This window comes from Candidatus Desulfosporosinus nitrosoreducens, assembly GCF_030954495.1.
In the GTDB taxonomy this organism is placed as follows: domain Bacteria; phylum Bacillota; class Desulfitobacteriia; order Desulfitobacteriales; family Desulfitobacteriaceae; genus Desulfosporosinus; species Desulfosporosinus nitrosoreducens.
The window spans coordinates 33713-54423 of the sequence record NZ_JAVHUW010000069.1 but is presented as its reverse complement, the minus strand read 5'-3'; the positions used below and the strand labels follow the sequence as shown (position 1 = coordinate 54423).

The window sequence follows — 20711 nt, the reverse complement described above, 5'->3', positions numbered from 1 at the left end:
AAAAAGTCCTAAAGCTGAAACCGAAGCCGTTATGGACAGATTATTTCAGAAGAGTATATTCCTTGCCTCCACAAAAACCTTCACTCTCTTCAAAGCACTTTGGGCGGACCCCTTAAGCGCGCTTTTTCCGGAGGACCTTTTGAGCCAAACAGGCATAAAAAGCCAACGATTTCCGGCGACCGGAAATCGTTGGCTTAATCGTACTCTGCTTTTGTATACTTACCTTATTCCGTCTTGCTGTCCCCACTGACAATATTGACCTTTTCCCCTTCATTGAGGAAACTTTGTCCTTCGGTAACAACATCCATACCTTTGGTGATATTTCCTGCTACTTCCGTATTCTTGTCATCGGAAATCCCGACCGTCACCGCTATTTTCTTGACTTTCCCATCCACAACGGCATAAAGATAGTTTACATTATTCTCGATGTTGAGGGCCTCATTGGGAACCAGCAATATATTGCTTTTACTTTCGGCCGGCAGCGCTATTTTGATAAACATACCTGCGGTTAAATTACTCTGGGCATTATCGATTTTTACTTTCACCAAATAAGAATTGTCCTTGGCCTGGGAATTAGGACTGATGGTGTCAATGACTCCGGAGACCTTTTGGTCTTGCAGAGCATTGATGCTCACAGGTACGGTTTGGCCGAGCTTGATTTTACTGATAACAATGTCCGGAACACTGATTTCCGCCATCATACTGCTGGAATCAATCACCGTAACCGAACCGGATTGGCTGCTGACCATTCCCCCGACTTTAAGATCTTTAGCCGAGACAACACCCGAAATAGGGGATACCACGGTTAGATTATCCAACTGAACCTGAGCGGCATTGACACTTGCTTTCGCTTGTTCGACTTGTGCTTCCGCCGCGGCCACGCCTAAATCATCCTGAGCGGCTTTGAGCTCAATCGAGGCATTGTCATATTTGGTTTTGGCATTATCCAAATCCTGCTGGGCAACGGCTCCCCCGTCAAATAAAGCTTTGGTCTTATCGTAATCATTTTTAGCGTCATTATAACTAATTTGGGCTTTGTCTAAGGTTTGTTGCGAGGTCAGGCGTGTTCTGGCCAGGTTTTCCTCCGCCACGGCCAAGGCCTGCTGCTGGATTTGCATTTGCGCCTGAGCATCCGAAGGATCGACCGTAAAGAGAACCTGTCCGCTGGTCACCTTGGAACCTATATCCACATTTAAACTGGCGACTTTTCCTCCGGTTTTGGGGAAAACCTGGACTTCCTGGACAGGGTCAAATTTGCTGGCATAGTCAACCTCAGTCGACAAAGAGCCCAGCGCAACCTTTTGGGTTTTGACATTTTTTACGGTAACGACCGGGGCTTCAACTTTTTTATGCTTTACGGCATAAGTCCCCCCCAAGACGGCAGCGATTACCAGCAGACCAATGATTATATTTCTTGTCTTAAAGCGCCCGATTTTACTAAATTTCAACTTGCGGAACCTCCCCGGCATTTATTGTTTTTCTCTTCTTGGAAAGATGGCTCTTTAAATCATCCATTAAGGTATATACTACCGGCAAAACAATGGGTGAAAGGAGCGTAGACATGACCATGCCTCCGATGATGACAATCGCCATACTTTTTTTCATCTCACTGCCTTCACCGATGGAAAGAGCCACAGGCAGCATGGAAACAATCATGGTTGCGCTGGTCATAATGATAGGTCTTAGTCTTGTTGTCCCTGATTCAATCAGAGCCTCTTTTAAGCTCAGACCTTTGTGCATTAAGGTATTCGTATAGTCGATCAGCAAGGTGCCGTTTTTCGAAGACAGTCCCTCCAGCATAATCAAGCCGATAAACGACATCATATTTAGGGTTTGGCCGGTTAGGACCAGCAACGGCAAGGCTCCAACAATAGCACAGGGAAGAGAAACCATTCGTATAGCCGGAGTTAAAAACGATTCATAGAGCACTACCAGGATCATATAGACTAAGGCCAGGGAGGCGCCTAAGGCTAAGCCGAGAGAACTGAAGGACTCCGCCATATTCTTTTGGCTTGCCCCGTAGCTGATGCTATAGCCGGAAGGCAAGGTCACAGAACTCATTTTGGCCTGAATATCCCTGGTGACCTCACCGAGAACCCTTCCCTGAAGATTGGCATCAATCGTCACAATATCCTGCTTATCCTCCCGGGACAGAGAGGGCTCGCTTTCTCCTCTCACGACGGTGGCGACCTGGCTCAAGGGGATTTGGCTTCCCGCTTGATTGGTGATTTTTATGGATTTAATATCGTCGACATTTTTGATCTGTCCATCCATAAATTTAAGAGTAATATCATTTTCCGCGTCATTGGATCTGTAGACTCCCACGTTGGTGCCCTGCAAGGCCATCCTGATCGTATTGCCTACATCCGCGGTGGAAAGCCCTGCCTGTACGGCGGCCAGACTGTCCATGGTCACTCTCAATTCGCTGCTTTTGATATCCGCACTATTGCCGACATCTATGACACCGGGAACGGATTTGACGATATCTTCCACTTGTTTAGACAGAGTTTCCAGGGTCGCCTGATCATCCCCTTTAATGCTGATGGAAACAGGCTTCCCTGACCCTCCCCCGCCTTGGGACTCTTCAACGTCAAAATCCACTCCGGTCATGCTTTTGCCAAAGGTGCGAACCTCGCCGGCGACCTGACTCTGGCTTTTTTTGCGGTCATTTTTGGGAACCAAATTAACATAGATCTGAGCCACCGCTTTGTCGGTGTTGGACTGCCCGCTTTGCCCAACCATGGAAAAATAGCTCTTAACCTCTTTGGTATTGTGCAAATAATTTTCCAGCAGAGCGACCTTGTCGCTGGTCTGTTTCAAAGTCGAACCGGGAGCAAGCTTCATATTGACGGTGAAGCTGCTTTGGTCTGAGGTCGGCACAAATTCTGTTTTTAAGACGCCCATAGGAATAAGCGCAATACTCAGAACGATGCCGGCTATCACCAAAGCCAGCACCCTTTTCCTGTGCTCAAGGGCCCAGAGAAGAGTTTCCCGGTACATTTTAGTGGCTTTGCCAAACAGGCCCTCTTTCTTGTATTCGGGAGTTGTTTGCTTTTTCTCTGTCTTCAATAGCCTGGAGGAGAGCATGGGCGTAATCGTAAAGGATACCAAAAGGGAGAACATGGTGGCGACAACGATGGTCAAACCAAATTCTTTGAAATACTGGCCGATCATCCCGGACATCAAAGATATCGGGGCGAAAATAACAATGTCGCAGAGGCTGATAGCCACGGCAGCCATTCCTACCTCCATCCGGCCGTCAATAGCCGCTCGAATCAAGCCTTTACCCATGGCCAAATGCCTTTGAATACTCTCGATAACCACAATCGAATCATCAACCAGGGTACCGACAACCAGAGACAATCCCATCAAAGACATCATGTTCAAGGTGAAATTAAGCTTATACATCATAAAAAAGGTGGCAATCAGCGAGGTCGGTATGGCAACCAGAACGACCAAGGAAGAGCGGAAACTGCGGAAAAAGGCATACAAGACCAAAGCTGTGACAATAACCCCTTCAATCAGGTTGTGTTTGACCTCGGTTAAAGAGTCGGTAATAAAGGTCGTGGTGTCAAAAGCAATATCCATTTGCATGCCGGCAGGAACAGTCTTTTTAATAGTTTCTAATTCTTTTTTCACACTGTTGGCTACTTCCACGACATTAGCGTCACTTTGCTTGCCGACGATAATGGTCATGGTTTGCTGGCCATTAAAGCGCGCCAGGGAAGTAGCATCCGGTTCTTCCAGACCAATTTGGGCGATATTGCCCAGGCGCACCGTTCCTCCGTTGGCCGTGGGAACCATCAGATTTTGCACATCCGTGATGCTTTGGAACTGTCCTATAACTCGGACTGATTGATCGACATTATCCTGTTTTAATTCCCCGCCAGGTATGTTGACATTGACGGAATTCAGCTTGCTGATTAAGGTGTTAACGCTTATGCCATAATATTCCACGGCAGATTTGTCCAGCTTAATCATTAATTCCTTCTTATCTCCGCCGCTGATCGTAACATTGCCCACTCCGGGGATTTTTTCTATTTGCTGTTTAATAATATCCGATTCATTATAAAGCTCATCACTGCCGACCTTATCTCCCTTGACAGAAAGAAGCAGGATAGGGATGGCGTTGGTATCCATTTTAAACAAAACAGGCTTATCGGCGTTGGCGGGGAGAGTATTGGAGATGCTGTCCACAGCTTTTTGGACATCCAAATAAGCAGTATTCATATCCGCGGACATTTTAAAGGTAACCGTAACGGTTCCATATCCCTCTTTTGCCGTAGAATTGATGGTATCTACCCCGCTTATGCCTGAGACAGCATCCTCAATCGGCTTGATAATATCTTTCCGGATGTCCTCGGCATTGGCGCCGCTATAGGTTGTTGTAACGGATATTACGGGAATATTCATCGAAGGCAGCAAATTAGCTCCCATGTTGGTATACCCTATGATTCCCAAGGCCACTAGTAATACGACGACCATCCACATCGCCGCTGGTTTTTTAACCGATATCTCTGTTACATTCATCGTTTACTTCCTTATTTCATTTCAAATTTAATAACTGACTAAACAAACCCCATAATTTCCCGACCAGGTCAAGTAATTTAAGTAACCTTCTCTCCCCAGCGTCTAAAAAAGAATGTGCTAAATTTCATTAACCGCTTAACTTTTGAGAGCAATTGTTCATTTTCGGGACAAGGAAACTATTCAAAGCGCTTATCCAAATCATCGAAAAACAGAATCATCAGCCTATGAATCAAGTATCTTGTCGCCGCCTCCTCTTCATATTTTCTTAAGATCATAAACAAACCCTCTATAAACGTTGAGGCAATAACACAAAAAATAAAAGGGTCCTTAACCTCAATCCCTTTTTTTTGCAATTCAGGTAATAAACCATCCCTGATAGCTTTTTCAGCTAACTTAGTTATCTCTGCTTTAAAACTTGCATATTTTGTTCCCTTGCTTTTATCTACCATAATTAATAACTGGATTTTGTACTCTTTCATAACTTCCATGATGTAATAAACGATTTCTTTAAAGGAATACAGCTCCTGCTTATGTAGTTTTTCCATTCCCAAAAAACACCGGTAGGCCGGCTCGACTATTTCATTGAACAGATCCTCCTTGTTTTTAAAGTACCTGTAGACATTGCCAATCGCTACTCCCGCATTGTCGGCTATGGCCCTCATGGATGCATTTAAAAATCCCCTGTTCTGAAATTCTTTCATCGCCTCTGCCAGGATCCTGTTTCTCACTTCATCCTTAAGGTATTGCATAAATGAACCTCTTTTCACTTTTGCCATCCTCATTATAACACGAACAACGGACAGAAATAAACAAAAATCTAACTGTGGTTTACTTGAGATACATAACTAACTGCAATACAGGATCGTGTATAACCGAGGGGTTAACGGACCGGCAGGGCTTTTCTTTCTTTAACTCCTCCCAGGATTTTCATTTAAAAGCTCCTTTGCTTTAACGGCCCGATAGTTCTTAAACTCCTTTCCCGGAATAAAGACGGCCTTAATCGGACAAAAGCTGAGACAGCGCATACAGACTTCGCAGGAATTATGCCAGACCGGATATTCTTTCATTTCAATGTTGTCGACAGGGCAGAGCCTTGCGCAGAGGCCGCATTTAAGGCACTTTTCCTTATTTAGAGTTATTTTTCGTCCAGCGGAAAGGTTTACCCGTTTCATGATAAAGTCATTGCAGCAAAGGTGATACAAGCCTTGGGAAAGAAATGGCATACGGTTCCAAGAGGCTTGGCCCTCAATAAGTTCCAGTGCATAGTTTCCGGCTTTTTCCAGACCTTCATTAATTTTTTTGCTGTTTTTTTCCTCATCAATCGTTTTGGGAAGCCAATTGTTAGGCATGACAATCTCACAGGCGCCTATACAATCATACCCTTTTACTGACAGAACCCTCTTTAAAGGCCCCACAATAGCGCCGGAGAAGGCCATCATCGTATCGACCATAAAAACAGGAGTTCCTTTGGTCTGAGGCAGATTGTTGATGAAATTCCATATGAACGGGAACGTAGACTGGAAAGCAACCGGGAAGGCCAGCCCGATTGTTTTTCCAGTTGCAATTTTCTTAGGGTCCGTATGTTCAATCTGATAGAGATTAACCCGTATCCCCTGGTCCGAAAAGATTTTGATCATTTTATTGACTATGAGCAAGGTATTGCCCGTCCCGGAATAGCAGAAAAAATTAATATCCGAACCTAACATTGTTAACCTCCTATCCTCTCAGCAGCAGGGTATAACATCCATCTTTTATTGGTATCAGACTCCAAGCCGGACGTTATTTCGTTTTATGGCAGCTGACACAATTGGGCTTATTTATATGGGAAGAAATTGGTGCGCCGTTAGCTCCGGTGGCATGGCAGCTTTTGCAATCCATTCCTTCTGTGATTGCGTGAGGTATTTTAGGCGGCAGGGTAAAATAGTAGATACCGGCAACCGCTGCAACGATCACCACGAGAATAAGTCCCAGCCAGACCACAGTCTTCTTTTTCATAAGCTTCAACCACCTTTTATCTGAGATTTTTATTGAGGTCTCTACCTGAATCCTACGTCCGCTTAACACTTATCATTATTTCCCGGAGAGTCTTCTTCAATTTAACCAACTATAGGTTAATCAGGCGAAATGCACGCAGTGCGGGTTTTGTGTCCAAGTCTGCCGCGGAACTCTCGGCCAGGGGGTATCCTACCATGTTGTGGATGATCCAGGCTATTAACACTCCCCGAGAACAAAATCGTCACCGGGGCTTTGCTTCTGGGATATCCGCTCTATTCGTTCAAGCGGCTGGTGGACAGAGAACCCTTAAAAATTTCCTGGCAAGGATCAGGCAAAGGCTGAAGACCAAAAAGGTCCGGCCGGAAGAAAAAAATCCAGCCAGGAAAGCTCCAGCCATGAGGAGCTAGCGGGAAACTGCTGATTCCAGATTGTCAAGGAATTGTACCCTATCTTATTTCATGCCCGTTTTATGGGGATTAATTCCTTCCAAGCCCATCGTATTCGAACCGTTTAAAATAAGAAGGGGATTCTAATTGTCAACTAATTGATTTATAATTAGTTGACAATTAATTTTATGCCTACTATAATACTCCAAAAACATCCCGTGAAAAAACAGCACCTGCACTTGCCGGTTTGAACAGCTACAGAACCTGTTTACAGATAAAGAGCAGCAGGCGGGACTATCGTTTTCCTGCCACAACAAGGGAGAAATACAAATGATTGAAGCATTCAAAAATAAAGTGCTTTCCGGCGGTTATCTTACGCGGGAAAACGCGCTCTCACTGCAGGACGCCGAACTTGAAGCGCTTTGCCAGGCCGCCAATGCATTAAGAATTCACTTTTGCGGCAACGGCTTTGACATCTGCACCATTATTAACGGCAAGAGCGGACGCTGCACGGAAGACTGCCACTATTGCGCGCAGTCCGCTCATTATCCTGCGGAAATCGAGGAATACCCGCTTCTGGACAGAGCTTCACTGCTAAAGCAGGCTGTCTACAATTATGAAAAGTCCATCTTGCGTTACAGTGTTGTCACATCGGGCAGGCGCTTAAGCGACGCCGAAGTTGAGGAGATGTGCGCCCACTATCTGTCCATCCGTCAGAACTGTCCCATTTCCCTCTGCGCTTCTCACGGACTTCTCACCTACGAGCACTTCGTAAAGCTGAAGGCGGCGGGAGTAACCAGGTATCATAACAATCTGGAAACGTCGCGGCGTTTTTTCAGTTCCGTCTGCACGACTCATACCTTTGAGGAAAAAATAGCAACGATCCAAGCGGCCCAGCGGGCGGGCCTGGTCGTTTGCAGCGGCGGTATTATGGGACTGGGTGAAAGGATGGAAGACCGCATCGATATGGCGCTGGAGCTGCGCGCTCTGGGAATAAAATCAATTCCCCTCAACATCCTCAACCCCATTAAAGGCACCCCCTGCGAAAAGCGTCCCCCACTCAAAAAGAACGAAGTGCGCCGCAGCGTAGCCATTTACCGTTTTCTCCTGCCTGACGCCGCCCTGCGCCTGGCGGGAGGCCGCGGCCTGCTGCCGGACAAGGGACGTTCGTTGTTTTGCTCCGGAGCAAACGCCGCTATATCAGGGGATATGCTTACGACCTCGGGTATCTCCATCAATGAGGATATGAGAATGCTGTCCGAACTTGGCTTTGAAGTAAGGAAGCTATAAGCCGCGAATCTCTGAGCTGCCGTCTCAGCTTCAGATCAGGGACGAGGATGAGCGGCCAGAGGCAGTTCCAAGCTGAACTCGACAGCCTTATCCAAGTAAATTGCCCAGATGCTGCCTCCATGCAATTCCACAATTTTTTGTGCGATAGCCAGCCCTAAGCCGGAACTGCCATCCTCCGTGCGGGCATAATCCTCTTTGTAGAACCTCGCAAACAGTTTCTCCGGCGGCTGCGCCGGCAAATGTTCAACTTCATTAAGGATTGACATGCGGACTTTGTCCGCTTTTTTAGTTAGCAATATCTCTATCTGCGAAGGCTTGACGGAATATTTCGCGGCATTTTCCAAAAGGTTTGTCAAAACTCGCACTATTTTTTCCACGTCTATTTCTGCCTCAACATCTTCCTGCGGCAGCTTCTTGCTTATCGTCAGTCCTTCTCCGTCCAATACCGGCAGGTACTCCCCGATAATCTGCTCCAGCAGACCGCTGAACTCGATTTTCTGATAATCAAGCTTGAAACCGGGATGAGAAAGCTTCGTATACTCGAACAACTCGTCGATTAAGCCTTTGAGCTTTTGAGATTTGCTGTGAATGGTATCCAGGTAATCATTAAATTCCCCTTCCGTCTTAAATTTTTTCCCCTTAATTAAATCAAGATAGCCAATAATCGAGGTCAGGGGGCTGCGCAGATCATGAGACAGATTGGTAATCAATTCACTTTTTGTCCGTTCAGCTTCCCTTTCCCGCTCAAAATTTTTCTGCAACTCCTGCGACATGGCATTAATACTTAAGCCTAACTCAGCTAATTCGTCCTTACCTCTAATCTCCACCACCAAGCCCAAATTGTTTTGTTCCGCTATTCTCCTTACTTCTTGCGTGATGTAATGAAGGTAGCCGAGCTTTCTATTGACCGGAATCATAAAAATAGCAATAAATACCAGGATGCTCAGCAAAAAAATAAGCAGCATGACGATATTGTACTTCGCAACGAAATTTCCCGTATAACGGCTGGGATCACTCAAAAATTTAAAGGAAAAGTTATGGGCCAGGACCAGAAAAATCAAAGTTGAGGCCACTAAAGCCAGGGCTATCAAGGCCAGCAGCTTTACGGCAATTTTATTGACCAGAGTTAAATTCATATTTTGTACCCTACTCCCCAGATAGTTTTAATGTAGAGGGGGCTTTTGGGGTCGGCTTCAATCTTTTCTCTGATTTTAGTGATGTGAACCATCACTGTATTGTTGGATCTGAAAAAGTTTTCCCGCCAAACGGCCTCATAAATTTGGCTGGTACTTAAGACAAGACCTTTATTGCGGAGCAAGAGCTCTAAGATATCAAACTCTTTGGGAGTTAATCTAACTTCCCGCTCATCAACCCACACTTGCCGGGTAGCGGCATCCAGATGCAAATCGCCGATTTCCAATGGGTTTGCTTTCTCGTCTGCCGCCTTGTTGTACTTTTTATACCTGCGCAGCTGCGCTTTAACCCTGACAACCAGTTCCAAGGGATTAAAGGGTTTCGCAATATAATCATCCGCGCCGGAGGCAAGACCCTGTATTTTATCCAGATCCTCTGATTTGGCCGAGACCATAATAATCGGCATGTTTAAGTTCTCCCTGATTTGCAGACAGGTCTCAATCCCATCCATATCAGGCATCATGACATCGAGAATAATGAGGTCAACCTCGTCCTTCTCCAGAATAGCCAACCCCTTCCGGGCGTCGGCGGCTTGTGTCGTCTCTAAGCCCTCATTGTCCAGATAGATGGCAATTAATTGCCGTATTTTCTCGTCATCATCGATAATCAGAATCTTACCAGCCATTAGTCCTTTACCATCCTGTCCTCTTCTTAATATCATTCTATCCTAAAGCAAATTTTTCTTAAATGTTTTCCCTGAAACCTTAAGGATTCTTAAGATTTTTTCTTACTTGATCTTAATTTTTATGGTTTAAGCTCTAAACAGCAAAGCAAATTCTTCAAGGTTAAAAAAGGAGCAACAACCATGACACAACAGGCAATCTTATCTTTGTCTGACCTCGGCAAACAATACTCCGGGCGCTGGGCGGTCCAAAATCTAAACATCCAGGTCGCGGCGGGCGAGATCTACGGTTTCCTGGGGAGAAACGGAGCCGGCAAGACGACAACAATCCGCATGATCATGGGTCTGATCCGGCCTACCTGCGGTCAAGTCCGGCTGAGCGGCCAAACAAGGCAGGAACTGAAGGGGGACTTTTTCAGACGCACCGCCGCCACCATTGAATATCCCGGCTTTTATCTGAACCTAACCGCCCGGGAGAATCTTTTATACTATGCCCAAATGAGAAACATCCCTGCCAGGAAAGTTAAAGAACTGCTGGAGTATTTCGGTCTGGCAGGGGCCGCCGACCGCCTGACCAGAGAATTTTCCTTGGGCATGAAGCAGCGGCTGGGCTTGGCCAGAGCTCTGCTCCACGACCCTGAACTAATGATCCTTGACGAACCGACCAATGGCTTAGATCCCGCCGGAATTCAGAAAATAAGGGAAACCATCAAACAGCTTAATCAAGAGAAAGGAATCACTATCCTTTTCTCCAGCCACATTCTTGCGGAGGTAGAGCAGATCTCCTCGAAGGTGGGCATTATCCACGCAGGCAAGTTGATCGATGAATTCACCCTCGAACAATTTAAAAGGGAAAGCGAGCACTTCCTGGAGCTGAGAGTATCCGACCCTAAGGGCGCCCTTCAGTTATTAAACTCTCAATTAAAGCTTGAGGGCCAAGGGCCCGCAGAGCAAACGGCCGGAGGACTTATCCGCCTGCCGGACACTGAGGTTCCGGCGGAAACTGTCAACCGCCTGCTGGTGGAAAACGGCATCGCTGTCAGTCACCTAGCCCTTTACACTGAAACTTTGGAAGACAGATTTATGCGCTTAACCGGAGGGAAAAACCATGCTTAAAATGATAGCTCTGGAATTCAGAAAATGGAAACGCTCAAAAATTCTCTTCGGGGCTGTAGCTGCAACTTTAATTGGTCCTTTTGTAGCTGCCGCCTCCGCCTACGCCCACTTACACAATGCCGCTTCGGCGCCCGATTGGGCTAGTTTTTTTGCTATAACTCTGCAAGTTAACCTCTCCCTGCTCTTTCCGATTTTGTTTGGCGCGCTGACGGCTTATACCTTTGTCCAGGAATACCAGGACAGGACAATCATCAATTTGTTCACCCTGCCGGAAAGCCGGGTCAAGATACTCTTGGCCAAAATGATTGCCGTGCTGGGAACCTTGTTAACCTTAATCATTGTCAGCTTGCTTTTCACCTTGATCGGCGGCAAGCTGATGCTCAGCGCCCCTTTAACCATGCCAACCTTTCTCAGACTCAGTGGTCTTACCTTAATTACCGGTGTCATGGTACTATGTTTTATTCCCGTTTTCGCCTATATTGGCATCCGTTCCCGCCACTTTATACCACCCCTGGTCGGAGCGACAGGTTTTACTCTCCTGAATTTCTCAGCTCTGGTATCTCCCACCTATGGTCCCTTGGTGCCGACCTCTATCCCCGTTTTTTATCTGCTCAATGCTATTGGCTGGCGGGCATCTATTCCCTATGTCTGGAGCATGCTCCTGCCCATTTTTGCTCTCTCCCTGCTGTTCTGCCTAAGAGAATATGCCAGCCAGGACATCCACTGAAAAAAGTCATTCCTCAGACCGCTCCGTTACTGAGCGGTCCGGGGAATGGCCTAAACAAGAACTCTTTCTCTAACAGCATTCTTACAAGCAAGCAACTCTAAGGTGCCTTGAGGATACCTGGAAAACTTGTCCGTCCCGCGCAGACATTGTCTTCGCAGGGGTTGGCAGAGCAAAATGATACTTTAAATATACAATCCGGCGGAATAGTGATGAATTCCGTCGGATTGAGTAAGAAATCATGGGTTTTTAAAAGAATAAATGCTATCTTTTAAAAGCGCCAACCTACTTCATCTGTTTTCTTCAGGTACTTTATGGTACACTAAAAAAATCCAAAGTATTATTAATAAAAATCTTAAAATGAAAGGTGGATTATTTTGAAGAAATTCCTAAGTTATTTATTTTACACACTTTTCATTGTGGTTTTGATTTATTGGGGATTTGAACATATACAATATTTAAGTACACAAGCCAGAAGAACATTTGATCAATTTCCTCTGTATGCTTTTATGGCCCTTTACCCAATAGCTGTTGGAGCAATCACAGGCATCCCCCACTTGGTTTCGCACATTAACCAGGAAGGAAAATGGTCTGTTGATTGGTATAGGGTTTTAGGGATAGGTGCACCAACATTATGTATTAATTTCAGTATTTTATTTAGTAGTACATTTGTTTCAAAGTACTTAAGTAAATGGTACAACCTTACAAACGATTGGTATAAGTTCATTTCAGATAAACAGGTTTTAACTCTAAGTGGATTTATATTGGGTTATATTTTATTAACATCATTGCAGCGATTAAGTGAAAATAATCATAAAAAATCTTAGGGCAACCGAAAATCCCTCTGAATTTCCACGTGCCTTAAGGATACAAAAGAATTCCGATTGAGCCCGTCATCTCTTTTGCTCAAAAAACGAATTCATAAAAATATGGGACCTGTTCATTTCAGCTGCTGATGATGCCCGAAAAAATCCCGCCAGGGATCATTGCCGCCGATCCTCCGCAGAGCCTCCGCCATATTGACGCCGTCGGGAGCCACGGTGTCCAGCTCATCCCAGGCGATGGGCATGGACACCCCGGCTCCTTTGCGCGCTCTCAGAGAATAGGGAGCAATGCTGGTAGCGCCTCTGCCGTTGCGAATCCAGTCAATGAAGATCTTGTCGGTGCGCTTAGCCTTTCTCACATTGCTTGTGTAGCGGTCGGGCCACTTCTGCTCCATCACTTCGGCGACACGCCTGGCAAAATCATGAAACCCATCCCAGGTTACGGCAGGTTTTAAAGGTACGACTACGTGGTAGCCTTTGCCGCCGCTGGTCTTGAGATAGGAGTTCAGGGAAAGCTCGGCCAGAATATCCCTGATATCCCGCACACCCTGGCGCACCCTGCCCAGATCCATACCTTCATCCGGGTCCAGATCAAAGACCATCATATCCGGCTTTTCCAGCTCATCCACCCGGCTGCCCCAGATATGAAATTCCAGGGTGCCCATTTGGGCTTCGCCGATCAGCCCGGGGGTATCTTCAATATAAAAGTAATCTTCCGTCTCGCCGTCGCTGCTGGCTACCGGAATAGTGACGATGCCCTTGCTGCCCGGACCGGGATGCTTCTTGTAGAAACAAGACTGGGCGATGCCCTTGGGACAGCGCACAATACTGAGAATCCTGCGGCTGACATAGGGCAGCATGCGCTCTGCCACCTGGGCGTAATAGCGGATCACATCCCCCTTGGTGATTTCTGAGTCCCCAAAGATCACCTTGTCCGGGTTGGAAATCTTGATGCCCTCAATAACAATAGCGTCGGTGTTTATTTCCACGATTCCTCTCCTTTCTTTAACTGCCGCTTGAGGCTTTAGCTCCTCAAGCGCTCTGCCCATATTCGCTCTCTCCATATTTACTCCATCCATAGCCGCTCCATCCATAGCCACCTTATCCATATTCCCTTTATCCATAGCCACTTTATCTTCATCCAAGTTTTCTCTTTTAATGTCCCTGGGATTCTTATCCTTGCGCAGACCTTTGAAACTGGCCTGCCTTAGAAGATCATCAGCGGTCCATTCGGCAAATTTAATTTCCGCGACCAGCTCGGGTTCCAGCCAGGTAATCTCTTCCCGGGACCTGGGTTTAGGCGCTAGTTGAAAAGGAGGCTCCTTCCTCTTGAGGCCCGCAAACTTTTCCTCCAGCTCTTTCTGGTCGGCTTCGCTCAGGCCGGTGCCGGCCCGGCCGGCATAGACCAATTCCCCGCTTTCATAAACGCCCAGGAGCAGGGAACTCACCCCGCCGGTTTTTTTCTCGGAAAGGGTATACCCTCCGATGACAAATTCCTGCCTTTGCTCGCATTTCAGTTTAATCCAGTCACCGTTCCTGGTTCCGCTGTAGACGGAATCAGCCTTTTTGCCAATGATCCCTTCCAAACCTGCCGCACAGGCCGCGCGGAAACTTTCTCGGCCTTTCCCTCTCACGTGCCGGCTGTAGTAGAGATTTTTAGGGGCATCCTGCAACAGCGCCGCCAGGGTTTCCTTCCTGTCGAGCAGGCACTGCCCCCTCAGGTCCTTTCCTTCCAGGGCCAGGAGGTCAAAGGCGATATAGGTCAGGTTTTGGGTCTGGGGGTTTTTTAGATAGTTCTGCAAGGCCTGAAAATCCGTCTTGCCCGCTGCATCCGTGATTACCATTTCACCGTCCAGAACCAGCGTCCTGCCAACCGCCCAATCCACGAGGGAAGCGGCGACATCCCGGAACCGTTCGCTATAATCATTGCCGTTCCTGGTGACCAGGCGGACACTTTGGCCCTCAAGATAGGCCAGTATCCTGTAGCCGTCGTATTTCAGCTCATAAAGCCAATCCTCACTTTCGGGAGCTGTGCGGACTAATTGGGCCAACTGCACACCGGTACTGCTGAAAGGGTTCTGCGTGATCATTTCCTCTGCCCCTGTTTCAATTTCCCTCATAGTGCGTCCGGTTCTGATGCTGGTGGCAAAGTGGGAAATTCCCTCGCCGGTTTTGACATACTCATCCTTTTCTTTAAGCAACAACCAGTTTTCCTGCTTCTCGCCCGCTTTCCCTTTCAAGCGCACCAAAGCCCACTTTCCCTTCAGCCGGCGTCCTTGCAGAACAAATTTCAGCATCCCGGCGCGGAGTCCCTCGGCCACATCCCCGGATGGTTCCCAGAACCCTTCGTCCCAGAGCATGACCACGCCGCCGCCATATTGCCCTTTGGGGATCGTTCCTTCAAAGTTCCTGTACTCCAAAGGATGCTCCTCCACCCGTATGGCCAGCCTCTTATCCCGGGTATTGTATGAAGGGCCCTTGGGCACTGCCCAGCTCAAGAGGGCTCCGTCCCATTCCAGACGGAAATCGTAGTGATCCCTGCGGGCCAGATGGTGCTGGACGACATACCTCAGACCCCCTTGAGCCGCTTCGGTTCGTCCTTCCGGCTCCTGGGTACGGGCAAAATTTCTTTTTTGGTTGTATTCGTTGAGTTGTGCAGCCATATTCTCACGCCGATTCCTTTTATTTTTTGCTATTATTTCCAAAGGAATAGTAAGTATCCCGTTGTCTTCATGGACTTTCTGCCAAAACAGATATCTCAATAGTGGATAGTCTTTGTTAAGAAGTTCAGCCCAAGGGCTTCAACCTGTATATATTGCAGGGGCGGGAGTCTTAGAGCGAATTAGTCAGCGGATCAAATAATCTTTAACCTTTAGAGGAATCTCCTCGCTCAGGCTGTCTGCACTCCGTGCTCAACCGGATCATTTGATCCCCTTGCCCCTCCCCTGCGCCTGTGTCCGGCGCCAAAGGAAGCGGACAACTCAATTTAATTAAGCATGTTCAAAGAATCGGCAACGTTGCCGATTCTTTGAACATGCTTAATAATTTGACGCCCTTGGAACCAGACCTTAATTCTATATTTATAAGTATGTTTACTCATCTTCAATCTACATCCACGCCATGAGATGAAATTTACGGGACAACATCCGGTTCGGAATGAACATTTATACGAACTATAGGTTCTTCGCTCGAATACCGAGGATAATGATCTCCAGATAATCCGAAAAATCCGTGATAAAATTAGGTTTTCTATTGAGCAATCCGGCTCCTGCTGAGCCCCTTTCATAAAGCACAGTTTCGGGATACAAATTCAAAGCATAAAGAATTTGGTATCTGATAAAGAGATAGAGCTGTTCGTCTGATAGATCAGGCAGGAATTTGGCACTGATTGTTTTCAAGCGTTCGATACTTTTATTTTGATTGTGTTTAAATGCCGCCAATTCTGTCGGCTTCACGTTCGTTTCCAGCACTGAAGCCAGAATAGGGAATAAACGGATGATCCTTTCATTTTGATACAACAATTCCGCACATAAGCGACAAAAGCTTTTAAGCTCCAAACGGTCATATTTTTCAAGTCGCTCAGCGACTTCTTCGACCCATTTTTCTAAATCAGAATTTAAAATCCGCAAAAAAATTTCTTCTTTGGTGGTAACGTATTTATAGAGGTTCGCTCTTGAGAAACTTAGCTTGTTGGCAATTGAGGCAAGGGTGATTTTCTCAAACGGTTCTGTTTCATAGAGTTTTAGAGCAGCCTCCATGATTTGATCACGCCGAGTGCTTTTCTGCGCTTCATTACGAGCACGTTCGAATTCCATTTTGGCACCTCCTTGCTAATTGACAATTCTATGTTACCAGATGAATGGTCAACTGCCAAGTTGCGAAGCTCAGTATCTTTTCCAACAGCGGGATGAGGCGGTCTCATGTTTAAATAAATGGTCTGTAGTTAGGGAAAAGAGAACAAGTTGTAACCTGAACCAAGACCACTTAACCAAGAGAATTTATTGACAAGTTACACCGTGTAACTTATGCTAATATAAGTTGCATGGTGTAACTTATATTGCAGATTACACTAAGCCGGTGAATTTAACAATCTTAGGCGAGGAGGGTTAACATGAGAAAAACCATTTTGATTTGTGTGATCGCGGCGCTGACCTTAAGTGGTTGTAGTACAACTACTGACAGCAGCGCAAAAACCACTGCCCAGGCGACAACAAAAAATAGTCAGCAAAGTACCGAAACCCAATTTATATTGGGCGGAAAAGTTGCGGCAAATGAACAAGCCAATGTGACCTCAAAGACTGCGGGGAAGGTTGCTGGGATAGCGGTTGATGTCGGGACAGAAGTTAAGCAGGGAGAAGTGCTGATTACGTTAGATAATAAAGACTTGCAAGCTGCTGCGGACCAAGCTGAAGCGGGTGTAATAACGGCTAAGGCAAATTTAAATAATGCCTTAAATGCTATAAGGCCGGAACAGGTAACGGAGGCACAAGCAGCCTTAGACAGTGCAGCTAAAGCTTATGATACCGCGAAGAAAAACTATGACAGAATTAAAACCTTGACCGATGCCGGAGCTTCCTCTCCAATGGAGCTTGATACGGCATCACAGCAACTTACGGCAGCAAACGCGCAATTAGTATCTGCTCAGCAGCAGCTGACTATGTTAAAAAACGGACCAACTCCAGCAAGCATTGCAGTGTATCAGGCCCAGGTTAATCAGGCTGAAGCAGCTTTAAATGTTGCTCAGGCTGCCTTAAGCAATGCAACAATCACAGCTCCCATAGATGGTAGGGTAACGGCCAAAAACATTAATGTTGGTGAATATGCTTCACCTGGGGAAGCACTGGTGTCCATCGCTAATTCTAAGGATCTATTTGTCAATGCTAACGCTCCCTTAGAAATTGTCAGCTCACTAAGTGAAGGATTAGAGGTGGAAATTAAAATATCAGAATTACCGGAGCAAAAATTTAAAGGAAAAATTGCCGTTATCAACTCTAAATTAAATGACCAGAGCAGAGACGTCATGGTAAGGATTAATATAGAAGATCCCAACGAATTGATTAAACCGGGCATGTTTGCCGAAATCGGGTTAAGTAACTAAAGAAAGAGGTGTTTGGAGATGAGAGATAAGCGCAAAGTACTTATCATTGGCATTTTAGTTCTGATAGTAATCGCTTTAGGTGGTATAGGCGGTTACTACTGGTACGAAAATACTTATTATGTTTCAACTGACGATGCAACCGTCAGCTCGGATTTAGTCAGTGTAATACCCAAGATATCCGGACAAATTCTGGAACTTAATGTAGATCAGGGAAATACTGTCAGAAAAAATCAGATCCTGGCCCGTTTGGAAATGAACAATCTTCCGGATACAAGTGTCGAGCAGTCTTTAATCAGATCACCTATCGACGGAGTGGTTGTTGCCAAGCAAGGGACATTAGGAGAAATGGCTATGACAGGTCAGACAATGTTTACTTTGACAGATCCTGCGAAGTTCTATGTCACCGCAAATGTAGAGGAAACAAAAGTCGAAAAGGTAAAAGTTGGCCAGTCTGTTGATATTAGTATCGATCAATTTGGTTCTCAAAAATTTATCGGAAAAGTAGAATCTATCGGAGAAGTCACCAATTCTGCTTTGTCAATTTTTTCAGCATCGACCAGCGGTACTTTTACAAAAGTGGTGCAAAGGATACCAATAAAAATTCAGCTCGGCAAGTATGATAATAAAATACTTCCCGGGACTAATGCCGTTGTTAAAATCCATGTTAAGTAAAGAGGTACGGTGTGATGGAAGAAAGCAAGCATGAATATGCCAATATTTGGCTAGCCTTAGTTGTCGTTGTCATTGGTACCTTTATGTCTGTATTGGACAGCAGTATCGTAAATATTGCTATTCCTAAGATGATGTCCGTCTTTGGAATGCCCATGGATAAAGTGCAGTGGATAATAACCGCTTACACACTGACGTTGGGAGCTATTATACCCCTGACCGGATATCTTCAGGATGTTTTTGGAGCTAAGAAGGTATATATTTTCGCTTTGGGAATGTTTTCGCTAGGGTCGTTATTGTGCGGGTTAGCATGGAGCGGTACGGCGATGATAGCATTCCGGATATTCCAAGCCCTTGGCGGCGGTATGATCATGCCGGTCGGAATGTCCATCATTTATCAAATATTCCCTAAAGATAAGATAGGTTTTGCTCTTGGGCTTTGGGGAATAGCAGCTATGGCAGCCCCTACTGTAGGCCCAACCTTAGGTGGCTTAATTATTGAAACGATGGATTGGCGGCTTATTTTTAATATTAATGTTCCTATTGGAGTAATCGGTGTCATACTGGCCGCTATTTTATTGAAAGATAAGGAGAAAATCACCTTTAAATCCTTTGATATTATCGGATTTCTATCCTCTACCATCGGAATGGTAAGTATCCTCTACGTGCTTGGTGAAGGCACTTCAATTGATTGGGGAAAGGTCCAAAATCCAATTTTAATGACTCTGGGTGTTTTAAGCTTTGTCTTATTTGTCGTAAATGAGCTTACCCATCCCAATCCTTTATTAGAACTGCGAATTTTTAAGACTTTTGATTTTAGTATGAGTTTAGTGATCAATAGTATTTTAACCTTGGCTATTATGGGTGGTTCCTACATTTTGCCGCTCTTTTTACAAAATGTAAGAGGTTATACTCCTATGGAAACAGGGCTTATTATGTTGCCTTCTGCCTTAGTCATGGGATTTCTGATGCCTGTAAGTGGTAATTTATTTGATAAATTCGGGGCAAAACCGCTTGTAATATCCGGGCTTGTAATCTTAGGTATCAGCTCTTATGAACTGGCAGGCGCCGTAAATATGTATTCAAGTAAATCGCATATCATATTAATTACTTGTATCAGGTCCATAGGTTTAGGATTGTCTGCCATGCCGATTACAACTGCCGGGATGAACGCCGTCAAAAGAGAATTTGTTGCGGGAGCATCTGCTCTTAACAACACTATCCGGCAAGTCGCCGGTTCACTGAGTGTAACGGTTATGTCCACCCTCATGCAGGGAAAAACCGACGCTAGTTTTGCCAGGTTAACAGAACAGATAAATGTTTATAATAAAGCGTCCAACGATATGTTAAGCAGGCTGACGAATTTATTGATGCATTCAGGCATGACACAAGATATAGCTGGAGCTTCCGCCTTGTCAAAGCTGGCACAAATGATACAAGGGCAAGCGACTCTTGATGGAATGACCTATGCTATTACAGGGACAGTTGTGGCAGTAGCGGCAGCCTTAATCTTTACTTTTTTTATGAGAAGTAAAGCTAATTATGAAGGCGGAAATAATTAATTTGAAAAACCAGCTCTTCTCTTCTTGGCATTTCCCAACTTATAAAGAAAACCTGATTCAGGTGGAGTTTTAACTCCATCTGAATCTTAGTCGCACTTATCCAGGGACTTAGCCGCTCTTAACTCACCGCTTGCCGAAGCGGGAGTCTTAGAGCGGCTTAGTCATCGGATAAGTGTACCCCATAAAGACAAGTGTATCCTCTAAAAATAAGCGACATGTGAGTCTATTCAGATATCCTCTGCCGCCGGAATGTAGACCGCCCTGTCTGTGGGTTTCGCTAAATAAGGGCCGATGGTCTCATTCCAGGTTTTAAAATGCGCGGTTTTAAGATGATCATCCATAGCCTGCTGAGAGCTGTAAACCTCATAAAGTACAAATTTTGAGGAATCATCCCTGCATTGCAAAAGGTCGAAGCTTGCGATGCCTTTTTCCTGAAGGGAATTTCTGCGGTTTTCCTTCGCCGCCTCAATAAAGGCCTTGACCTCCGACTCCTTGACGTATAGGGTTACGATTTTAACTAACATCTGCCCGCTCTCCTTTAAAATCCGAATTCAGAATCAATAGTATACCGGCTGTACCTTGCTGAGTTCGAACCTTCCCCGCATTCTTCTCTTGCGTTAAAAATGTCGGATTAGTTTGTTCTGCGTACTTGCCTTCTTATATTTAGTATTATAAAAATGCCTTTAGATGTCAAGGTAATC

18 protein-coding genes and 1 pseudogene are annotated in these 20711 nt (G+C 45.7%); 9 read left to right on the top strand and 10 right to left on the bottom strand.

All coding sequences use genetic code 11. The features are described from left to right. Positions 1 to 224 precede the first annotated feature (224 nt). From REC12_RS19000 to REC12_RS18980, 5 genes are all read right to left on the bottom strand, one after another. A complete protein-coding gene (locus REC12_RS19000) occupies positions 225 to 1448 on the bottom strand; it encodes an efflux RND transporter periplasmic adaptor subunit (RefSeq protein WP_308897217.1) in 1224 nt (407 codons plus the stop codon). Next, positions 1438 to 4530, bottom strand: a complete 3093-nt coding sequence (locus REC12_RS18995) for an efflux RND transporter permease subunit (protein WP_308897216.1) — start codon at positions 4528 to 4530, stop codon at positions 1438 to 1440. The genes REC12_RS19000 and REC12_RS18995 overlap by 11 nt, the downstream gene beginning before the upstream one ends. Positions 4531 to 4706: 176 nt before the next feature. Further along, a complete protein-coding gene (locus REC12_RS18990) occupies positions 4707 to 5279 on the bottom strand; it encodes a TetR/AcrR family transcriptional regulator (protein ID WP_308897214.1) in 573 nt (190 codons plus the stop codon). 159 nt (positions 5280 to 5438) lie between these two features. Beyond that, positions 5439 to 6236, bottom strand: coding sequence for an EFR1 family ferrodoxin (locus tag REC12_RS18985; RefSeq protein ID WP_308897213.1), 798 nt, complete (start codon positions 6234 to 6236; stop codon positions 5439 to 5441). A gap of 73 nt (positions 6237 to 6309) precedes the next feature. Further along, entirely contained in the window at positions 6310 to 6525 is a 216-nt protein-coding gene (locus tag REC12_RS18980; RefSeq protein ID WP_308897212.1) for a hypothetical protein, read from the bottom strand. Between the two features lie 115 nt (positions 6526 to 6640). On the opposite strand from REC12_RS18980, the pseudogene REC12_RS26550 reads away from it, so the two are divergent. The 3 genes and pseudogenes from REC12_RS26550 to bioB form a co-directional block, all read left to right on the top strand. After that, positions 6641 to 6745: pseudogene (locus tag REC12_RS26550) on the top strand (4Fe-4S binding protein); the annotation flags it as partial. After that, a complete protein-coding gene (locus REC12_RS18975) occupies positions 6720 to 6932 on the top strand; it encodes a hypothetical protein (RefSeq protein ID WP_308897211.1) in 213 nt (70 codons plus the stop codon). The pseudogene REC12_RS26550 and the gene REC12_RS18975, both read left to right, overlap by 26 nt. A gap of 309 nt (positions 6933 to 7241) precedes the next feature. Next, the gene (gene bioB / locus REC12_RS18970; RefSeq protein ID WP_308897209.1) at positions 7242 to 8201 is read left to right on the top strand and encodes a biotin synthase BioB; all 960 of its coding nucleotides are present in this window, start codon (positions 7242 to 7244) and stop codon (positions 8199 to 8201) included. A 35-nt stretch (positions 8202 to 8236) separates the two neighbouring features. Here the strand turns inward: bioB and REC12_RS18965 are convergent, their stop codons facing one another. Continuing rightward, positions 8237 to 9337, bottom strand: a complete 1101-nt coding sequence (locus REC12_RS18965) for a HAMP domain-containing sensor histidine kinase (RefSeq protein ID WP_308897207.1) — start codon at positions 9335 to 9337, stop codon at positions 8237 to 8239. Next, positions 9334 to 10020: a response regulator transcription factor gene (locus REC12_RS18960; protein ID WP_308897205.1), complete on the bottom strand. Its 687-nt coding sequence runs from the start codon at positions 10018 to 10020 to the stop codon at positions 9334 to 9336. The genes REC12_RS18965 and REC12_RS18960 overlap by 4 nt, the downstream gene beginning before the upstream one ends. 180 nt (positions 10021 to 10200) lie before the next feature. Between REC12_RS18960 and REC12_RS18955 the strand changes: the two genes are divergently transcribed. From REC12_RS18955 to REC12_RS18945, 3 genes are all read left to right on the top strand, one after another. Then, on the top strand, positions 10201 to 11133 hold the full coding sequence (locus REC12_RS18955; protein ID WP_308897203.1) for an ABC transporter ATP-binding protein: 933 nt from the start codon (positions 10201 to 10203) through the stop codon (positions 11131 to 11133). After that, positions 11126 to 11860, top strand: coding sequence for an ABC transporter permease (locus tag REC12_RS18950; protein ID WP_308897201.1), 735 nt, complete (start codon positions 11126 to 11128; stop codon positions 11858 to 11860). The genes REC12_RS18955 and REC12_RS18950 overlap by 8 nt, the downstream gene beginning before the upstream one ends. A 374-nt stretch (positions 11861 to 12234) precedes the next feature. Then, on the top strand, positions 12235 to 12684 hold the full coding sequence (locus REC12_RS18945) for a hypothetical protein (protein WP_308897199.1): 450 nt from the start codon (positions 12235 to 12237) through the stop codon (positions 12682 to 12684). A 113-nt stretch (positions 12685 to 12797) separates the two neighbouring features. On the opposite strand, the gene ligD is transcribed toward REC12_RS18945, so the two are convergent. Both ligD and REC12_RS18935 read right to left on the bottom strand, forming a co-directional pair. Next, a complete protein-coding gene (gene ligD, locus REC12_RS18940) occupies positions 12798 to 15344 on the bottom strand; it encodes a DNA ligase D (RefSeq protein WP_308897197.1) in 2547 nt (848 codons plus the stop codon). Positions 15345 to 15854: 510 nt separating this feature from the next. Then, complete coding sequence (locus REC12_RS18935; RefSeq protein WP_308897195.1) at positions 15855 to 16496, bottom strand: TetR/AcrR family transcriptional regulator; 642 nt, start codon at positions 16494 to 16496, stop codon at positions 15855 to 15857. 296 nt (positions 16497 to 16792) lie between these two features. On the opposite strand from REC12_RS18935, the gene REC12_RS18930 reads away from it, so the two are divergent. From REC12_RS18930 to REC12_RS18920, 3 genes are read left to right on the top strand one after another with little or no spacing between them, the layout of a single operon-like run. Next, positions 16793 to 17779, top strand: a complete 987-nt coding sequence (locus tag REC12_RS18930; RefSeq protein WP_308897193.1) for an HlyD family secretion protein — start codon at positions 16793 to 16795, stop codon at positions 17777 to 17779. Positions 17780 to 17797: 18 nt separating this feature from the next. Next, positions 17798 to 18451 (top strand): HlyD family secretion protein, encoded by a 654-nt coding sequence (locus REC12_RS18925; protein ID WP_308897192.1) that lies wholly within the window; start codon positions 17798 to 17800, stop codon positions 18449 to 18451. A gap of 14 nt (positions 18452 to 18465) precedes the next feature. Beyond that, positions 18466 to 20010 (top strand): DHA2 family efflux MFS transporter permease subunit, encoded by a 1545-nt coding sequence (locus REC12_RS18920; RefSeq protein ID WP_308897190.1) that lies wholly within the window; start codon positions 18466 to 18468, stop codon positions 20008 to 20010. 227 nt (positions 20011 to 20237) lie between these two features. Here REC12_RS18920 and REC12_RS18915 read toward each other — a convergent pair whose 3' ends face one another. Further along, on the bottom strand, positions 20238 to 20534 hold the full coding sequence (locus REC12_RS18915) for a putative quinol monooxygenase (RefSeq protein ID WP_308897188.1): 297 nt from the start codon (positions 20532 to 20534) through the stop codon (positions 20238 to 20240). Positions 20535 to 20711 lie beyond the last annotated feature (177 nt).

Bases quoted from the DNA above. Each gene is read 5' to 3' on its own strand.
- REC12_RS18995 (WP_308897216.1), bottom strand. From the start codon at position 4,530: ATGAATGTAACAGAGATATCGGTTAAAAAACCAGCGGCGATGTGGATG.
- REC12_RS18990 (WP_308897214.1), bottom strand. From the start codon at position 5,279: ATGCAATACCTTAAGGATGAAGTGAGAAACAGGATCCTGGCAGAGGCG.
- REC12_RS18985 (WP_308897213.1), bottom strand. From the start codon at position 6,236: ATGTTAGGTTCGGATATTAATTTTTTCTGCTATTCCGGGACGGGCAAT.
- REC12_RS18980 (WP_308897212.1), bottom strand. From the start codon at position 6,525: ATGAAAAAGAAGACTGTGGTCTGGCTGGGACTTATTCTCGTGGTGATC.
- REC12_RS18975 (WP_308897211.1), top strand. From the start codon at position 6,720: ATGTTGTGGATGATCCAGGCTATTAACACTCCCCGAGAACAAAATCGT.
- bioB (WP_308897209.1), top strand. From the start codon at position 7,242: ATGATTGAAGCATTCAAAAATAAAGTGCTTTCCGGCGGTTATCTTACG.
- REC12_RS18965 (WP_308897207.1), bottom strand. From the start codon at position 9,337: ATGAATTTAACTCTGGTCAATAAAATTGCCGTAAAGCTGCTGGCCTTG.
- REC12_RS18960 (WP_308897205.1), bottom strand. From the start codon at position 10,020: ATGGCTGGTAAGATTCTGATTATCGATGATGACGAGAAAATACGGCAA.
- REC12_RS18955 (WP_308897203.1), top strand. From the start codon at position 10,201: ATGACACAACAGGCAATCTTATCTTTGTCTGACCTCGGCAAACAATAC.
- REC12_RS18950 (WP_308897201.1), top strand. From the start codon at position 11,126: ATGCTTAAAATGATAGCTCTGGAATTCAGAAAATGGAAACGCTCAAAA.
- ligD (WP_308897197.1), bottom strand. From the start codon at position 15,344: ATGGCTGCACAACTCAACGAATACAACCAAAAAAGAAATTTTGCCCGT.
- REC12_RS18935 (WP_308897195.1), bottom strand. From the start codon at position 16,496: ATGGAATTCGAACGTGCTCGTAATGAAGCGCAGAAAAGCACTCGGCGT.
- REC12_RS18930 (WP_308897193.1), top strand. From the start codon at position 16,793: ATGAGAAAAACCATTTTGATTTGTGTGATCGCGGCGCTGACCTTAAGT.
- REC12_RS18925 (WP_308897192.1), top strand. From the start codon at position 17,798: ATGAGAGATAAGCGCAAAGTACTTATCATTGGCATTTTAGTTCTGATA.
- REC12_RS18920 (WP_308897190.1), top strand. From the start codon at position 18,466: ATGGAAGAAAGCAAGCATGAATATGCCAATATTTGGCTAGCCTTAGTT.
- REC12_RS18915 (WP_308897188.1), bottom strand. From the start codon at position 20,534: ATGTTAGTTAAAATCGTAACCCTATACGTCAAGGAGTCGGAGGTCAAG.